Below are 17,086 nucleotides of genomic sequence, written 5' to 3'. Positions count from 1 at the left end.
CGCTTTCTGGAGGGGACTGATGGCCATTTGGCCTCCGTCGCTAGCGCTCGGGCACACCAAACGCCTGATCGAACCGCCTCGCCCGTTTGACCTCATCGCCGTGCAGGTAGGTTGACGTGGTCGAGATCGACGCGTGGCGCAGGTTGTCGCGCACCAGGATCAGCTCGGCTCCGCGCGCGAGCGCATGCGAGGCACGCGTGTGGCGCATCCAGTGCGGGCTCGCCCGGCGTAGCTTCTCCGCCATCGCGGGCCGCTCATCCTGGATCGCGTCGGCCGCCTGCACGAAGAACCGTTTCAGAACGCACCACAGCGGCGTGCTTTCGATCCCGGCGCCATCTTCCGCGAGGCTGGCCACGATGACCGTTGCGGGGTCCCATCTTTCCCGTGTGACCGGCAACCGGCGTTGCGTCAGGTACTGATCGAGCGCCTTGCGCGCCGGTGCCGGGAGCGTCACCGTGCCAATGTTGCTGCCCTTGCCGACAAGGTGCAACCAGTGATAACCATGCATCGTCGATGCGGACGTCGCCGGGCGTTGCACCCTGTCAACTCACTGCCTCTCAGGCCGGTGGCGTACCCGAAATCCGGCAGGAACCGAAGGCGCTTTGCGGCCGCCCCACTCCAGCCATAGGAGCATTCAAGTCCTTCTGCGATCGCGCGGAACAGCAGTCATTCGCCTTCCGTAAAACCGCGCGTGGCGTCGAGGCCCGTCTTCACGCGCCCTCGCACCTTGACGCCCGCGAACGGATGATTGGCAAGGGCATAGCGCTGCTCGACCCTCCAGCGAAACAGTGCTGCAAGTACGGACAGCGTGTAGGCGGCGGAGCGCGTCGAGAGTGGTCCGCTGAACGGTCGTCATTCCACGCTTTGTCGCGGCCGCGACGGCCCGACCCTGCGTTCGCGCGGTGTCGGCCGTCGCAGGAACGCCCAGTAGGCGATCGCATCGTCGGTAGTCAGCGAGGACAGCGCGCAGACCCGCTCGACGATCGCCCTTCGGTTTCATGCGTTTTCATGCTTGCCAGCTTAAATCGAATTCGCATACGGCCTGGTAAGGCGGAGTTTTTTTGCGAAGCGGTGACGGGCACGCGCTGGCCGAAGCGACAACCGTTGTGCGGTTACCGCTTCGCAAAAAATTCTTTGAGCTAAACCGCTCTGCAGGCGGTCGCGCCTATGGGCATTGAATCGAAGCGGCCGGGTGTAAGGTCGCCGATGGCGGTATGCGAGCCACGGAGATGAGGGGCGCAGGTTGCGAATTCGCCGACCACGAATACTGCTCTACGCATTCGGTCGCCGCACCGGAAATGTGGCGACGTAGGTTGGATGCGCACACGCATATCCTCGATCATGCGTTGACGTAGTTCCGACATGGCAGACTCCTTTCGAAACGGACAGGGCAGAAACTGCACTGCCATCGTCTCATTTGAAGGAATGCTCGCCGCGAACAGAGTCGAAGCCGACGACGTCGGCCAACCACCTACTACCGCGCCAGCGGTTTAGTTCAATATTATTTACCAGTCCATCCGTATTCCGTGCACCCCAAACCGAGCCCCAGAGCAGCCCGCTCTCGCTCTCCGGTCAGCTCCTGAGGCATGACCTACGGGGCGGCAGCAGACGTTAAGGGTTATTCGATGCCGGCCCTCATTCGCGTGACGATGAGCGCGCGACGACGTGTGCGGGCCGGCATCGAATAACCGCTAACGCAGGCAAAGAAAATAGGCTTACCATTAGTCTTTGTGGCTTCTCACGCTGCTACAGTCCGAGGTCTTCATGCAACGAACAGTCGCATATCGCGGATTCGAGATTCACATTGATCTGCTTTCCACATCAGCGGATATGTTCGATGTCTGGTTTCGCATCAAAGGCCCCATCCAGCCTCCTGGTGTGGCAGCGCTCGGCGAGCGCATCAAAATCCGGGGTGGTCCGTTTTCAGAACGCTGGGCCTACCTTGTTGCGGAGATCGCCGGCCAGGCCGCTGTTGATGTAATCCTCGGGCCCGCTGAGTAGAAACGCACTACGGGACGCGTCGTACCTCGTAACGCGGGCGTTACATGCCGCACGTTCTGCCTTCGTCGTGCGCACACAATTCCTCGAAGAGCGAAGAGAACAGCGAGACGTGGCGGACAACGCGACGGGCGATGACATGCCCGTTACACCCGAGAGCCAGTGACCAGGCGGAACACCGAAACAGTGTTGAGAAAGGCAAGACGGCGCCCTGAAACAGCAGGTTTCCTGGCAATCGAGGCTTGGTGAATGAGTCCGGCCGGCGCTTTTCCTCAGATAACCAAAAATATAACGAATGCTCCAAAAGGCTAGACTGGCATCCGCTCCGCGAATGGATGTGTCATAGGCACTGTCACTGACCGACATAGTATGTGACTTTCGGAAGAGCCGGGGCACAGAAGTGCCATTTCTCTACCGCGTAGTCTATTGGTCGGTATAGAGTGAAAAGGATGATATGGCGTACGCAATGTGGGGCATCGTGATCGGGCGGGCACTGTTGGTCGGCAGCGCCGCTGCGGCGAAATCGGCGCAGCCTCCGGCGGAAGCGGGAAGCCCGTTGGCTGGATGAACGCCATGTCATGGACAGGCTGCGCAAGCAATTCGGACGGTAGCTTCAAAAAATTGACGCACCTCGGCAGATTGCCAAGCGGTAAAGGCTGTTTTTGAAGGAGCAGACGAAATGACGCTGAATTACGCAGGCAGGTCGCACGACGAAGCCATGGCGGCACGACACAGGCAGAAACAAAAAGCGCAGGAACAGGCTGGCGGCGAGATGGCGGTAGAAGGGACGGAGGTCGACGCCGAGCATAGTTGCGGCGAACTCTCCGAGCGGGGCAAGCAGGTATGGCGAACTGGAAGCGGGATCAACGGTGGGGGGAAAGAGTGAGGTGGCATCGTCGATCTGATGCGATGCGGACCGAGCAATTCATTCCGTCCGCATCGATCATGAATCGGAAACTGGTGTTAAACCCAGCCGGTGAACATGGGCAACGCAGCGAAGCGCTGTGCGGGCCGGCGGCTGTCGCGTCCCGCTCCGCCAGGCAACCCAGCGCTCATGCCCAATCGAGCTACGCCGCAGTCTTGAGGGGCGCCAACGCAGCCCCGGCCACGTCATGTCCTGCAATTGCCAGCGCTAGCGGCGGATTCAGACTGTCCACCATCGAGCTCGGAATCAGGATCATCGCGCCGCGTTCCTTGGTCGTTTCGTAGATGATGTTCATCGCCCGCAATTGAAGCGCCCCGGGATGGTTTTCATAGACCTGCGCTGCTTCGACGAACTTCGCTGCAATCTCGGCTTCTGCGGAACCCAGAATCACGCGTGCCTGCTTTTCGCGTTCGGCCTGTGCCTGCCGCGACATGGCGTCCTGAAGCGCGACTGGAATCGCGACGTCCCGAATCTCCACGGAGCGGACGGTAATGCCCCAGTCGGCCGTCTTGCTTCCGATCTCGTCACACAAATGCGCGTCGGCGGCTTTTCGATCGGAGAGCAGCGCAGCCAGCATTGAGGAGCCAATCATTTCGCGTAGCGTCGTCTGTGCGACACGATCGATCGCCTGCCGGTAATCGGTGATCGCAAGCGCGGCCTTTTGCGCATCGTGGACGTGCCAAAAAATGATCGCGTCGACATTGACCGGCACGGTGTCTTTGGTCAGTGCCTCTTCTGCGTTGAAGGCAGTCGTCTGGATGCGCTCGTCGATGATCGCAACCACGTTATCCAGTACAGGGATGATCATGAAAAAGCCCGCACCTTTGACGCTTTGCAGTTTCCCGACACGCAGGATGACGAACTTCTGCCAGACATTGGCAACCTTCACCGATAGTGCGATGAGGATGGCAATGACGAAAAGAGGGGGAGCCAGATACAGACTCACCCATTCGCCAACGACCAAGCCCGCCAGCGCGAACGTGGCGGAAAGAGATAGTGTGATGGGATTCATGGTAGTTCCTCCGTCGTGCAGGCAACACGCGCGCACGACGATTGCATTCTTATGGGCTCAAGTTCATGTACGGCAGCCAGCGTGATGAACGCTGAGAGCGTCATATGACGCTCTCTTGCCGCCGCAACAACTCGCTGCAGCACACTCTCAAGCAGGCTCAATTGAACGCCCACGGCCTTCGAGGTAACCCGCGTAAGGTTGATGCCGATGAACATCCAGATCCCTTCTCCGTCGTCCACGTCGAGCGCCCGCAATTCCGATGTACTGCAGGTGGGGGCGGGTATGAGTTGCTCGCTGCGGTCGTACATCAACTCAACCATCTCTTGCGCGTTGCGATTCAGTTCGCCCAACGAATTGCCGCGCGCATCTGCGCGGGGAAAATCGGGAAAACTGGCGCGAAAACCGGTGTCGCCATCGCGGTGGACGTAAATTGGATATTTCATGAGCTGCCCCCTTGAGCGGTCGACTGACTGGCATTCGGCGTGTCAGAGTTCGGTCGCCTGAACCTTGCCGTCTATGATGTCTTTGCCGTATTGCATCGCGAGGTCGACGGCGTCGCCCTCGTTGGTGGGACTTGCTGTACCGAATAACGTTGAATAGCGCCCGGCCTTGACCCCGGCGGCCGGAATGGGGTCAATTCTCACGATGCACGAGAACTGCCTTGGACCTTTGGCATACGGATCGCGATGCAGCGGGAATTCCTGGCGCGGGTATGCGCTGAGTGCGTACCCTCTGTATTCGATGGTCGGGATGGACATGATGACGTGCTCCTTAAGCGGTGCTGACCGTCATCGAACAGTGTTTATCCGGATGCGAAAAAGGGCGGTCAGGTACATCTGGATCATTTCACAATGCGCTCAATGGCATTGCAAAGCAAACTATATTTTGACGGCACAAAATGGGGAAAGCCGGCGTCTTGCCGGCTTCCCACTAGGCGGCGAGACCGCCCAACGACCCGCTCGTGCAGGGCGTCGTTTTCTTGCTTGCGCGCAAACCGCGCATCGCTATCGCCTATGCGATGTCAGTTACTGGGTTGCCGGGCGTGCGCGCACTAGCCGCATGCTTGACGGCTTCCTGCATCATTCCCTGGGACCGCATCACCCCACCGATTGCAGACAGCATCGCGGTGTAGGCGGCGTCAGAACCAAAGGGTGCGGTCTGCCCAAGATTGGCTGCCAACTACTTGCATATGACGTTGTACTGGTTATGCAGGTCCTCGCCCGCCCGTGTCACGGCTGCCAAGAACTGCGAATCGATCTGTTGGACCTGCTCCGCATACGCCAGGGCGGGCTCGAAAAATTGCTGCGGCAGGCCAACCGCACCAGTGGATGACGGTAGTCCAGATGGCAACGATGACAAGGGGGATTGCCCCCCGTCCAGCATCCCCTTTATGGCCGCGAGATTGAGTTCCGTCAGCTTCAGCAGGCGCTCGAACCCTTCATTTTGCAAACGAAAAATTGCCGGTAAAGTATGCCGGCCGAAGTCAGCGGATTGTTCAACGGTGGTGGTATTCATTGTATGCTCCCGAATCGACCCGGCACGTGCGTCCAAGGGATTTCGGAGGCGAGTGTTTCGCTAAAGATCAGCAGGTCGGAGCGACTAGTACTGTTAATGCTGTGTCGCAACAATACCGACTGTATCTCCTTCCTGGCGGATGTACAGCGATTCCGGAAAGGGACCCCGCCGGACCGAATAACAGACCGTCGCTGTTCGATCATATCGTTTTACTCAGCGGGCGACCCCGACGCTTTGTCGCTCGACGTCCTGCTGGACACGAGCAGGTTCTTCAGCGCTTCCATCTGTTCCTTCTGGATGTTCAGCAATTCGGTCAACTGTTTATCACGCAGGATATCGACCTTTTCATGCAGCAACATGATCTCGAGTTCGGCTTTCAGATTGATTTCGTAGTCGTGCTCGGCGGACATCCGGTCCTTGTACGACTGCCGGTTCTGCGCCATCAGGATGATGGGCGCTTGGATGGCCGCAAGCATCGAGAGAAACAGGTTGAGCAGAATGTAGGGGTATGGATCAAAAGTCTCGCTGTACTTGGCTAGAATCACCGAATTCAAGCCAACCCAGACAATCATGATCACGATAAAACACGTGATGAATATCCACGATCCGCCGAAGGCCGCCACGGCATCGGCTGCGCGCTGGCCTCGCGTCATCGAGGCATCCAGTTCTTTCGCCGCATCTCTTGCTACGTGTCTGCGCTCCGCGACCAGTCGCGCAACATTCTTGGCGCGCTCGTCCAACGTTTCATAGGGTACGCCGAGAAATTTCTCGGCAAGCTCGGCGGGGTTTTGCATTTTGCACTCGCGGTAGTCGTGTCTGTCGAAGAAAATCCTCTGCTACGGCCAGATCGCTGAAAACGCTTCGCGACAGCGATGTGAAATCGGCGAACACTGCTTGGACGCTCGCGCTTTTTGGAGAGCATCGATACCATCGGAGTAGTGTGATGGCAAAAGGTCAGTTGCGCAGCAATCGCGAAGCAAAGAAACTTAAGCAGCCAAGATCTGAGAGGAGCCGGCGTTTGAGTGTCCGTCTAAGCGCGCGGGCGAGCGGCTGGATCTCGATCAGTGGGCGGGCGCCGTTCAACCTTCGCCAAAACCGTCGTCCGGATGTAGCGCTTCGAGAGGCTCGAGGATCGCTCTCAGTTGAGTGAGTTCCATGACAAATTCGTCAATCAGATCGAGCGCGTTCAGCACCTGTTCGGGCAAGGTGCCTTCGCGTCGCGACGGCACCGACGGTGCCCCATTCAACACGGAGTGCGCCATGCTGTGGATCTCCAGCAGATCATCGCGTAACCCCTCGGGATCATGAAGCTGGGTGCGGATGCGGTCGACGATATCGACGGCGGCCAACAGGCGTGTTGTGTCGTAGCTCGATTCAAGCCGCTCAAGCGCGGCGGTGTCGACATCGCCGAAACGGGTTGTAGTGATGGCCGGGCGTGCAGTCATGGGCGGGATGCGTAGGTACGGGCAGCATGGCCGAACAACGGGTCCTTCATCCAGGCTTCCGGCCGACGATCCAGGTGCAGTTTATAGTGGCCGAAGCGGCGGATGTTGTGGGTCGGGTACGGACTCAGAAACTCGATGTCTTCGGCACGCACTCTCTCGCCGTTTGCCGCCATCTCGCGCAGCGCCTGCATCATGTCCACCGTGTTCTGCAAGATCACGGCCGACGCGACCAAGTCATTGTAGCGTAGCCGTTTCTGCTGCTCCTCCGGCTCGTTCTCGGCGATCACGTCGCCTCCGAACGACAGCCATTTGGAAAAGCCATTGTACGACTCGATCTTATTCGTGTTCGCAGTGACCTCCTGCCGCAATTCGAGGCTACCGATCCACTCGAGTAGGAACACCGTGCGAACGACATTGCCGAGCTCGCGCGCGGCCAGGTACAGCCGGTTCTTGCGGCTTTCTGAGCCGAGCCGGCGCAACAGCAGTGGCGACGAGATTGTCCCCGCCTGAATCGACAGCGCGACCTGCATCAGCTCTTGCCAGTGCTGCTCGATCAGGACCCAATCGATGGTCGCCGTGAACAGCTTGTCGATGTGCTTGTATTTGGTCTTGCTGTCCGGCCGGTACAGCACGAGATCCTTCCAGTTGCGAATCCGCGGCATCAGGTTGATGCCGAGCAGATATGTGAACGCGAACACGGCGGCCGACTGGCCCTGCGTGTCCGCATGGACGGTGTCCGCCTTGACGGACAGGCCCGCTTTCAACAGGCCCTCTATCACATATATCGCTTCCCAGACACCGGGCGGAATGAAGTGCTGGAACACCGCGATATAGTTGTCGGCAACGTGCCGGTACGCGACCGCTCCCATTTTCCGGTAGCGGAAGTGATAGCCGGCGAGCAGGTTGTTGTCGTAGAAGTCGTACTGCGTGCCGTCGGCCGCGACCGTCTTGCCATCGCCCCAGTGTTTCGGCAGGTCCAACCGCAGGTACAGTTCGATCAGCTCGCGTTGTGCGGTCTCGAGCTTGTCCAGGCTCATATGCCGACGGTTGACGAACGACAGCATGTGCGCGGTGACATCGGAATCCAGATGCCGGGCCGCCTGGGTCGGGCCGAGATTGCAGCCCATCGCGAAAATCGTGAGCAGGTAGCGCTCGGCGGCCTTGCGAATCTGCGGATCGCTCCCGGACAACGGCCCGAAGTGCCGCGTGAAATGCGTCCAGTGCTCGATGTTCGCGAGGATGTCCAGCATGTTCCTCGTCGGCAGGCGAGCGTTCAGCCGTTCCTGCAACGCAGTCGCGCTCGCCGGGATCTCCTTCGCGATGGTTTTGCGCAAGATCGGTTCGCCGTGACGATCGATCACGACGTGCTCGCGCTTGCGCGGCAACTCAACGTCCAGCTTGTGGGAAGCGTCTGTGAGCCATTGACGCAGGTGGCGCACGAAGTCACTGCTGGTCGTGGGCATGCCGAGCTTGTCGCAGTAGTCCGGCAGCTGTTGCTCGCATTGCCGCCACGGCAACAGGTGGTCGCGATAGTCCGCGTACGCGTCGGAGCCCGACACGCATAGATCACCGACCCGTAGTTCCTCGGCCATGTACGAGAACACACAAAGCTCGAGATACCGGCGATTGGTCGGAGACCCCTCGCCGTGCGAGCGCCGCACGAGCTTGCGCCACCGCGGCGCGGCAAAGCTCATGTCGACATCCGCATCGATCCACTCCCGATGCAACGATTCGTTCTCCAGCACCGCATCGAGTGCATTCAGCAGCGAGCGAACCGGGCTGGTCGAATCCCATTCGAGCGTACGGACGACGCGCATCATGACCGAGCGGTGCGCCTTGAAGTGCTTCCAGAGCAGCGGCAGATAGTTGCGGCCGCTGAAGGCGCGGATCGCCGCGCAGCTCTCGCGCAACGGCTCCAGATCGCCTTTCGGCGCAAGCAGCTTCCTGACCGCTCGGGCGATGGCCGTCTCGTCGGATTCATCGGCGAGAATGTCGACCACGCCGTCTAACAAGCCGACGAGATCCTCGACCTGATCACGCTGTTTTCGCTGAATGGCGTCCAGTTCGTCGCTCGCGCGTTTGTGGATGGCGCCCATGCGCCGTACGAACATGTCGGCGAGATCGTCGCGGGCGCGCACGCGCATGCGGTTGAGCAGCGCAACGAGCAATGTATAGCGCTTCTCGGGCTGTGTGTCGTTTCTGAGCGCCGACGCGTCGAGCGCCATCGCCTGGTTGGCGAGCGAGCGCAGCTTTGAGGCTGGAATCCCGGCGATGGCCAGTGAGAAATCGCCGAGCTCGTCGAGCCAGGCGACCTGGTCAATCAGCAGGTCCAGATGCTGGCGCGATGGGCGTTTCGCATGACGCTTGATCCGGTTGTAGGCAGTCTGCCGGCTCGACAGATCGCGCGCGAGCAGCCGGTCGAGCGCGAGTTTCTGCGCATCGGTCAGGCGTCGCGTGACGCGTTTGAAGAGCCTCGACTGCGCTCGGGCGTGGATCTGCTCGGTCAGCCGGTCCAGCGTCGAGAACGCCGGCAGTTCGATATCGCGCGCGATGAGTTCGTCGATCGTCGCGTTGATGATGTCGACAGGCTGGTCCATCGTCAGCGACGCCGTGTGCGCCGCCCGTGTCGCGATCGCATTCGCATCGGTGCCGTAGTACGGCTTCACGTTCAGGTGGGCTCGAACTGCCGCGTAATGCCGGAACAGCGTTGGGGAGGTCTCAGTATCGTAACCAAAATGCACGGTGTCGCCGATATCGGCGGCCGCCCGGACGTGATCGATGATGGCGGTTGGGATGGTATGGAGTGGCGGGAAATAGTGCAGTTGCTGAAAGACCTTCAGCAGCACCAGCAGGCCCAATCGAGGTCGCTCGCCCCGCGTTGACCGGCGTGCCCATTCGAGTTCATCGGACAACGGCGTGTAGCAGGCTTGCAGTTCCCGGGGCGCCAGAACCTCGGGGAAGCGCGGGTACGCGGTGCGTTCGAGGGTTGCCATTGCGGATCTTCCGGATCGCAGAGGGCCGCTCAGATTAGCGCAAGAAAAATCGGGCTTACTGCGTCAATTCGCAATGATCGCTGCAATCTTCATAACCATAAAGCTTATGATAGGAATTTGCGCTTACCTTGTTCACCCCCCTTGAAGGAATCGCGGCTTCTAGCCCAGTGTTCACCACTCCGCAGAAAACGAGATATCTGAGCCAGGCCCGCATCGCAGTACCAGGCTGATTGCGCGAATGCCCGTGAAGGCGACCGGCCTCCTGCCGAACGAAAGTGGTAAATACCTCCGCCCGCAACACGGAGCGATCCGGAACGGTGGCTACACGAAGCTCAGCCAAGAATCGGCGAACGTAGAAACAATATTGGTGGCGGGTTGATGCAGCAAGTCCAACCACCTGTGACAGATGACGGTCGAAATCGTCAACCCATCGATTCAGTTCGTTGGGTAGCTCTACGGATAGTTTTGTCCTCGCAGATCCTAGAGGCCGGGTCCCGAACTCGTCGGAAGAATTCGTCTTGATCATAAGCTTCTCCTGTCGACCACAATGGCCGATCGGAAAAGCTTGCTCTTATTATGCGAACCAACACCGAGTGCTACTGCGCGGAAACCGGCATCCATCGGTCGCTGTTGTTATCGATGAGTGCCCAACTGCGTACAACCCGGAACTGTATCTAAAAACGCTAATGCTCTGCAGAGCATAAACGCTTACCTTGTTCATCCTCCCCATTGCGCCGATGCCGCCCTCGATCATCTGCTGCAGGAAACGCGATTGCCTGCGTCCCGTTAATTCTGCCAATAGCCGCAACCTTTGCTCGATCTGTGGGTTGACGCGTACCGCGACTACCTTCCGCTGATTTTCGGCGGTTCGTTTCACCGCATACTCCTGTCGTGTTCTTCGTGCCGCAAACGGGCGCGTTCGTGCGGTGCTTCTACCACGGTGAATCGCAGCTCGCAACGCTAATTCGCGGACGGGGCTCCCGTACCAGGCTACCAGCAATTGCCAGGCGTGAATGAAGAACGATGACTGCAACGTTGAAACCGAGCGCAATGCCGAACAGCGCGAGAAGGCCGCGCAGTTCAATAAGTGTGGCGGCCAACTCGGCGTGGTGGACGGCATCGATATGCGACAGCTGCGCCACCTGGTTGGGATGGACGCCGACGTGGCGTAACTGCTCGACCAGCTTAAAGGATGCGGTTGCCGCCCCACGATGCGGTGCTTTCGCGCGTCGCCCCAAGCAACCGCTGCGCGCGACGAGTCATCGCATGGATCTCCCGGCGCCAATCCGATTCGACAGGGTATCCGGATGGCGTCTGTCACGACGCGCTTGTGATCCGTTTGCCGAGGCCAGCATCGAACCAGTACACCGTTTCGCCCCACAGCGACACGCATAGTCAGCGATCAGTTCGGGAGTAATCGCGTCATCGATAGTGAGTCCATAGGCGATACAAAGCTCCTCGCCCGGCATCAGGTCTTTGAGCGTCTCGATGAAAACCCGCCCCCGCTCGTCCTCGATCGCCTCGCAGTTCGGCTGGCAGGAGTGGTTCAGCCAGCGGGCGCTGTTGCCCCCTACGCTGCCGTCGATCACGCGCCCGTCAGCCAGTCCAAAGATGAATGTGTGGCCGCGCACGCCGGATCGCCGGTACCGGGCAGAGGCCCGTCGCCACGATGTCACCTCACCGCGATATTCGAAGATGCGCTGGCCGGCTGGGATTGCCTGCAGCGCGAACACGCCTCGCCCGTGGACCGCTGATTTCCTGACCGTCACGCGCCGCACTTCATCACTCCCGAACCGTTGAAGGCTGCGAGCATAGCGAGCGGCGCGCTGCGCGGCAACCGGTAGCGTCGCGTCAGAACAACCGGGTCTGCCTGGGGTCGCGTGGCGGGGGTCGGGATACGTCGAGGGTTGGCCGGGATTCATTAATACCCGAAGCTTCAGATATTCGCGAATCCCGGCCAGGCCTCACGTCAGTCCGGCTCGTTTGCCGGCGTTTGCCGCTCCTGTCTCCGAGCCGCTGTAGCCGGGCCAGCATCACGCATTGCACTGCCCCATCGTTGAAGCGCAACTCGAACCCGCCGGTTTCGCCGGGCAGACACGGCGCCGTTGCGCGGAACGACAGGCGCAGACCCTGCCGCTTCGCGCGGGCCATCATCTGCGTGCGGCTCATGCCCGGCCAGCAATCCGACATGAAGCGCGTCACGGTCCCGGGCAGGGACTCAGGCGCGACGCCCGGCGGAAGCGTCAGTCCGGCGAGCAGATAGATATCAGCCATGCACCCGTTTCCCTGGTGGCGAGTACCTTTGCGTTTATACCGTTTTTTTGCGCCGCGTTGCTGCTTTGGCCGTCGTCGGCACCGTGCGGGACGAACGGGTCGTCCGTGGTGCCTTCCGGACTCCAGCCGATGCGGACGACGCCCGGGTTTCCCGTGCACGCGTTTCCGCTTCCCGCAGCGTCGTCATCTCGGTCTGCAGCCGCAGGTTCTCCGCCTGAACAGCGTCAAGCCGCCCCTGCAGCACGCCAGCCTGATGACGCGCGTCGCCCAACTGCGCCTGTATGGCTTCAATCGCACGGCGACGGTCGGCGTCCTTGTGGTCCGCGCGACGCATGGCTTCGTCCAGCTCCTTCTGCAGCTTCGCTGCAGTACTGCGCTCGCGATCGATCTCCAGCAGGGCGCGCTTTTCGGCAGCCCGGAGGCGGTCCTCGGCGCGTTCCGCCGCTTCGCGTTGCTTCCCCAGATCGCGCGAAAACCCTTCCCTCACCTCAAGAAGTTCGCGATCACGCGCAGCCAGCGCCGCCCTGATCCGCGCCAGCTCCCCCTCCAGTGCCTGCCGCTGCGCGTGGCCTTCGGCCTGCGCCCTGTCCAGTTCGCGGATCTCGACCTGCGCGGCCAGCAGCGCGGCGGTGCGCTGCTCGAGCGCCGTCTCGGTGCGACCCAGTTCGTCCCGGGCGGCGACAACCGACTGCTGCGCCTCGACGCGCTGCGCCTCGACCTCGTCACGCAGTGCGTCGAGCGCGGCCTCCGCTGATGCGGTCGCGCGCATCCAGAGGGTGGCGACCAGTTCGCCAGCGGCGGCACCGAGATCGTCGGGCAGGTCGGGATGGTCGATGCGTACCCGGCTCTTCTCGCGCAGTTCCGCCCAGAACTCGCCGAGCACCGCAGTCGGCGTGCCCATGCTGCCGCGCCGGACCAGCTGATACAGACGGTTGGCGGTTGGCGTGATGCCATGCCGGAAGAACAGCAGCGCGCAGACCTCGCGGTAGAGCTCGCGGGTCTTCGGGAACGCCACCTTCAGGCGCTCGATCTCGGCGGCCAGCGCCGCGTTGGGGGACAGGGCATCACTCATGAGGATTCTTCCGACCGATTTTCTTAAATATTACTACGTAAACCGTTTTATTTCTAACGTCCTCTGTGTTGAATTTTGACATTAATCCTATAATGTTGAGATTCATGCCCAGTGATGCGACAATCGCCGCGTGACCGTTGGTTGGCATAAAACTGTTCCCGTTTTCTGCATAATTTTGTTCCTGGTCCTACTTCGTCGCGTGCAAATGGCGGGACTCTCCGGGGTCGATGTTCTCCAGCCGGGTGATCAACGCGTCGAACACCACGTTGAACTCCCACGTCATCGCCATAACGAGCATGCGGTGAGCGGCGCGTCACGGACCCACTCGCAGCAAACGACCGTGGGAGAAGACACAAAATCACTTCGAGCGCCCGGCTGAGGAACAATATGGTGCAGAATTTCTTGAAGTAAATTTGTTCCCGCTGACCCGCGCTGCGGTTGTTTCATCGCGGTCTCACGGGAACAAAATTATGCAAACCAACGGTGACACTCTGAACCCGTCCGCCCTTTCCCCACCCGCCCATGAAAACCGCCCTCCTCGCCCCCCGCCCGCTGGACGCGCTCGAATTGCCCGCGGACCTCGACGGTCGCGACGGCACCAACCGGGCTCGCGGTCACGCGCAGATTGCTGCCCGCGACGACCTCGCCGCGGTGCGCGCGTGGCTCGCGCGGGTCGCCGACAAAAAGACCACGTTCGAGAATTACCGCAAGGATGTCCGCGCCGAATGAATTCTGAGCCACCGCGCCGATCGAGTTTTGAGCCGGGGTGGAGACCGGTCTGAAGCAGGACCGGTTGTGGATAAGTGTATGGGTTTCGGGAGTGCTTGTCCTCCTTCGTGTGAGGCCTCATTGCGCAGGGGAAGCTGCGAAGGGCGTAGCCCGTAGCGGCTTCCCCTGCGCCGCAAGCGACGATCAGGCTGATTCGTTCTCGCTCGCACTGTCGGCTCTGCGCGCTGCTTCACGCGAGCGGATACGCTTCTTTGCACTGGCGCTGCTATGGCGGAAACGGTAGCTTTCGTTGCCGGTTTCCAGGATGTGGCAGTGATGCGTCAGCCGGTCCAGCAATGCCGTGGTCATCTTCGCGTCGCCGAACACACTGGACCATTCGGCGAAGTCCAGATTTGTTGTCACCGCAACGCTCGTATGCTCGTACAGGCGACTCAGCAGATGGAATAGCAACGCCCCACCGGCCTGGCTGAAGGGCAGATATCCGAGTTCGTCCAGAATGACCAGGTCGAGGCGCAGCAGGCTCGCCGCGATCCTCCCGGCGCGTCCCTGCGCCTTCTCCTGCTCCAGTGCGTTGGCCAGATCCACGGTCGAGTAGAAGCGCACCCGCTTGCCGTGGTGCACGATGCCGGACACGCCAATGGCGGTCGCCAGATGCGTCTTGCCCGAGCCCGGGCCGCCGACCAGAACCAGGTTGTGCGCGCCCTCGGTGAACGTCATGCCGGCCAGTTGCGTGACGAGCTGGCGATCGACCGGCGAGCCATCGAAGTCGAAGCCGGCGAGGTCGCGATGCACCGGGAACTTCGCCGCGTTCATCTGGTGGCTGACCGAACGCACGGCCCGATCCGCGACCTCGGCCTGCAACAGCCGTTCGAGCAGCCATTGCGAAGACGCCGCCTCGACATTCATCTGTTCGAGCAGTTCGGCCCAGCCGGCAGCCATGCCGTGCAGCCGCAAGTGTTTGAGTTCGACGATCAGATCACGCATGACCGGCCTCCGGCTGTTGCAGCGCCGGGCGCAGCCCGTCGTAGCGCGATGTGTCGGCCAGCGGCGGTGTCGTCAGTTGTAGCGCAGTATCGATCTTCGGCGGCATCTGCACGCTGCGCATGCGCGACAGCACGTTCACCACATGCTCGACGCTGACACGCCCGGACGGCGGCGCCTGCTCCAATGCAAGTTCGACGGCAACCACTACGGCATCCAGACCGCTTTCCGGCACCAGTGCCAGCACCTTGGCCATTACCCGGTCACCACCTGGCTCGCGTAGTAACGCCCGACGCAACCGTTGCAGCGGATCGGGCATATCCTGGAACGGCGCGCCGTTGCGCAGTGCGCCGGGCTTGCGCTGGATCAGCGGGATGTAATGCTGCCAGTCGTATCGCACCAGACCTTCATCGGCCAGCCGATCGTGTTCGGCCACCACGGCGTCATCACCCACCACCACAACACGGCCAGGATAGAGCCGCGTACTGAGCATCTGGCCTGCGAATTCGCATGGCACTGAGTAGCGGTTGCGCCCGACCACGACCAGGCAGGTCGAGGAGACCCGTGCTGCGCGCTCAACATAACCGTCAAACGGTGTTGGCATTGGCATCAGATGGGCGCGCTCCTGCTCGAACACATCGGCAACGCTCAGGTTCCGATAGTCCGGGTGCTTCACCTGCTCCCACAGCGACCGGCATCGGGTTGCCAGCCACGCATTCAGCTCGGCGAAACTGCCGAAGCGTTGTGCACGCGCCTCAATCCAGATGCGCAGACGGCTGTCATGCACGTTCTTCTCGACGACGCCTTTCTCCCAGCCACTGGCGACGTTGCAGAAGTCCGGATCGAACAGGTAGTGCGAACACATCACTGCGAAACGCGGATTGACCGTGCGACCCTTGCCTTTGTGCACCTTGTCTACGGCCGTTTTCATATTGTCGTAGATGCCCCGGCGGGCCACCCCGCCGAAGGCCGCGAACGAGCGCGTATGGGCATCGAACAGCATCTCGTGCCCCTGACTCGGATAGGCAACCAGCCAGAACGCCCGCGACGCACATAGCTTCATGTGCGACACCTGCAGCTTGCGATAAATGCCGCCGACAACCAGTCCTTCCTCGGACCAGTCAAACTGGAATGCCTCGCCCAGCTCGAATCGCAACGGCACAAACGCCGATTTCGAAACCGCTTTGCCTCCGCTTTGCCGCCAGGCCCGGATGAAATCGGTGACCCGCGAGTAACAGCCGTCGTAGCCGCCGCCCTTGATCTCCTGGAACAGCATCCAGGCGGTGCGCCGCTCCTTCTTCGGTCGCCGCGCGTCGACATTGAGCGCCTGCACCAGCACCTCATGAAACGGCGTCAACCGGGTCGGCTGCGAGCGCCGCTGATACTTCGGCTCCTCCTGAACATCCATGTTCAGATACTTACTAATCGTGTTGCGCGACAGGCTTGTGAGACGCGCTATCTCGCGTACCGACTTGTTCTGGCGGTGGAACATCCGCCGCACCTTGCCAATCATCGTCATCGGGATCATCCCCAAACACCCTGCCAGAAAAACTAGCAGGATAGGTTGATTGTCCGGCTCAATTTTCAGTCGGCGCGATCCCTACATGTGGCTGAATTTTCGGTCGGCGTAAACAAACAAGGACGACCCATCGCATTAGAGCGTCGATCGACGGCCGCGATAAGCCGACTTCGTTGGATACTCTTCTGGGTAGGGAGCACGCTCACAATATCGATATTGCAACCTCTTCTCGTGGTGCCGTGAAGAACGCCGTCCAAGGCGTCAGGCTCGCCGCGTTGCCAGCATTGAACGGTCCGGGCACTGGGGCCCAGAACATTGCATGCGCGTGCCTGTCGAGTCCGTCCACGGTCGCCTGGCTGATCAGGCGGATCAGGCGGATCTGTTTCTGTCACTCGTCAGGGCCCGTCAATCGGCCTCGCCCTCGAACAGCGCGCGGCGCTGCGGTCGGACATTGGTGTGTTCAGATCCCCTACTTCCTGCGCGTGCGCCGGCTGCCGGTTGAGATACGGTCAAGTCTGGTGTATGAGCGGTTGATAGCCGGCGACGTCAGGCGGCGAGTTTCTGCTGACCGGGTTGATCGTCTTGCACCGGTTCGCCGTCCCTGAAGGCAATGCCTTCCAGCA

Annotated in this window: 17 protein-coding genes and 1 pseudogene; 4 read left to right on the top strand and 14 right to left on the bottom strand. The window is 60.8% G+C overall.

Going from position 1 to position 17,086, the window contains the following annotated elements; all coding sequences use genetic code 11:
• Positions 1 to 40: 40 nt before the first annotated feature.
• A pseudogene (locus tag VOM14_RS30165) lies at positions 41 to 987 on the bottom strand (tyrosine-type recombinase/integrase); the annotation flags it as partial.
• A gap of 777 nt (positions 988 to 1,764) precedes the next feature.
• Here VOM14_RS30165 and VOM14_RS30160 point away from each other — a divergent pair.
• Positions 1,765 to 2,001 (top strand): hypothetical protein, encoded by a 237-nt coding sequence (locus tag VOM14_RS30160; protein WP_327632382.1) that lies wholly within the window; start codon positions 1,765 to 1,767, stop codon positions 1,999 to 2,001.
• Between the two features lie 676 nt (positions 2,002 to 2,677).
• A complete protein-coding gene (locus VOM14_RS30155; protein WP_042304023.1) occupies positions 2,678 to 2,884 on the top strand; it encodes a hypothetical protein in 207 nt (68 codons plus the stop codon).
• A 181-nt stretch (positions 2,885 to 3,065) separates the two neighbouring features.
• Here VOM14_RS30155 and VOM14_RS30150 read toward each other — a convergent pair whose 3' ends face one another.
• The 8 genes from VOM14_RS30150 to VOM14_RS30115 form a co-directional block, all read right to left on the bottom strand.
• Positions 3,066 to 3,935, bottom strand: a complete 870-nt coding sequence (locus VOM14_RS30150; protein WP_327632381.1) for a slipin family protein — start codon at positions 3,933 to 3,935, stop codon at positions 3,066 to 3,068.
• Positions 3,932 to 4,378, bottom strand: coding sequence for a type II toxin-antitoxin system HicB family antitoxin (locus VOM14_RS30145; RefSeq protein ID WP_042304021.1), 447 nt, complete (start codon positions 4,376 to 4,378; stop codon positions 3,932 to 3,934). Before VOM14_RS30145 ends, VOM14_RS30150 begins: the two co-directional genes overlap by 4 nt.
• A gap of 42 nt (positions 4,379 to 4,420) precedes the next feature.
• Positions 4,421 to 4,693: a hypothetical protein gene (locus VOM14_RS30140; protein WP_327632380.1), complete on the bottom strand. Its 273-nt coding sequence runs from the start codon at positions 4,691 to 4,693 to the stop codon at positions 4,421 to 4,423.
• Between the two features lie 421 nt (positions 4,694 to 5,114).
• Positions 5,115 to 5,450 carry a hypothetical protein gene (locus VOM14_RS30135; protein WP_327632379.1) on the bottom strand — a complete coding sequence of 112 codons (336 nt, stop codon included), beginning with the start codon at positions 5,448 to 5,450 and terminating at the stop codon, positions 5,115 to 5,117.
• Positions 5,451 to 5,659: 209 nt separating this feature from the next.
• Positions 5,660 to 6,244 carry a DUF1003 domain-containing protein gene (locus tag VOM14_RS30130; RefSeq protein WP_126878242.1) on the bottom strand — a complete coding sequence of 195 codons (585 nt, stop codon included), beginning with the start codon at positions 6,242 to 6,244 and terminating at the stop codon, positions 5,660 to 5,662.
• A gap of 285 nt (positions 6,245 to 6,529) precedes the next feature.
• A complete protein-coding gene (gene tnpC / locus VOM14_RS30125) occupies positions 6,530 to 6,895 on the bottom strand; it encodes a Tn3 family transposase post-transcriptional regulator TnpC (protein WP_042304019.1) in 366 nt (121 codons plus the stop codon).
• Positions 6,892 to 9,888, bottom strand: a complete 2,997-nt coding sequence (locus tag VOM14_RS30120; protein WP_327632378.1) for a Tn3 family transposase — start codon at positions 9,886 to 9,888, stop codon at positions 6,892 to 6,894. The genes tnpC and VOM14_RS30120 overlap by 4 nt, the downstream gene beginning before the upstream one ends.
• A 55-nt stretch (positions 9,889 to 9,943) precedes the next feature.
• A complete protein-coding gene (locus tag VOM14_RS30115; protein ID WP_327632377.1) occupies positions 9,944 to 10,414 on the bottom strand; it encodes a hypothetical protein in 471 nt (156 codons plus the stop codon).
• Between the two features lie 487 nt (positions 10,415 to 10,901).
• Between VOM14_RS30115 and VOM14_RS30110 the strand changes: the two genes are divergently transcribed.
• Positions 10,902 to 11,060: a hypothetical protein gene (locus VOM14_RS30110; protein ID WP_327632376.1), complete on the top strand. Its 159-nt coding sequence runs from the start codon at positions 10,902 to 10,904 to the stop codon at positions 11,058 to 11,060.
• Between the two features lie 87 nt (positions 11,061 to 11,147).
• On the opposite strand, the gene VOM14_RS30105 is transcribed toward VOM14_RS30110, so the two are convergent.
• The 3 genes from VOM14_RS30105 to VOM14_RS30095 all read right to left on the bottom strand — a co-directional run bounded on the left by VOM14_RS30105 (position 11,148) and on the right by VOM14_RS30095 (position 13,234).
• Positions 11,148 to 11,666, bottom strand: coding sequence for an SET domain-containing protein (locus tag VOM14_RS30105; protein ID WP_327632375.1), 519 nt, complete (start codon positions 11,664 to 11,666; stop codon positions 11,148 to 11,150).
• Positions 11,667 to 11,739: 73 nt separating this feature from the next.
• Positions 11,740 to 12,162 carry a hypothetical protein gene (locus VOM14_RS30100; RefSeq protein WP_327632374.1) on the bottom strand — a complete coding sequence of 141 codons (423 nt, stop codon included), beginning with the start codon at positions 12,160 to 12,162 and terminating at the stop codon, positions 11,740 to 11,742.
• 34 nt (positions 12,163 to 12,196) lie between these two features.
• Positions 12,197 to 13,234, bottom strand: a complete 1,038-nt coding sequence (locus VOM14_RS30095) for a DNA-binding protein (protein ID WP_327632373.1) — start codon at positions 13,232 to 13,234, stop codon at positions 12,197 to 12,199.
• 522 nt (positions 13,235 to 13,756) lie between these two features.
• Here VOM14_RS30095 and VOM14_RS30090 point away from each other — a divergent pair.
• Entirely contained in the window at positions 13,757 to 13,963 is a 207-nt protein-coding gene (locus VOM14_RS30090) for a hypothetical protein (protein WP_442955605.1), read from the top strand.
• 183 nt (positions 13,964 to 14,146) lie between these two features.
• Here the strand turns inward: VOM14_RS30090 and istB are convergent, their stop codons facing one another.
• Together istB and istA are read right to left on the bottom strand one after the other, a co-directional pair.
• Complete coding sequence (gene istB, locus VOM14_RS30085; RefSeq protein ID WP_327632372.1) at positions 14,147 to 14,947, bottom strand: IS21-like element helper ATPase IstB; 801 nt, start codon at positions 14,945 to 14,947, stop codon at positions 14,147 to 14,149.
• On the bottom strand, positions 14,940 to 16,463 hold the full coding sequence (gene istA, locus VOM14_RS30080) for an IS21 family transposase (RefSeq protein ID WP_327632399.1): 1,524 nt from the start codon (positions 16,461 to 16,463) through the stop codon (positions 14,940 to 14,942). Before istA ends, istB begins: the two co-directional genes overlap by 8 nt.
• Between the last annotated feature and the right edge of the window lie 623 nt (positions 16,464 to 17,086).

Origin of the sequence: Paraburkholderia sp. MPAMCS5, from assembly GCF_036016995.1 — a bacterium.
Classification (GTDB): domain Bacteria; phylum Pseudomonadota; class Gammaproteobacteria; order Burkholderiales; family Burkholderiaceae; genus Paraburkholderia.
Note: the sequence above shows the minus strand (reverse complement) of the source record. Positions and strands in the feature narration are given on the sequence as shown.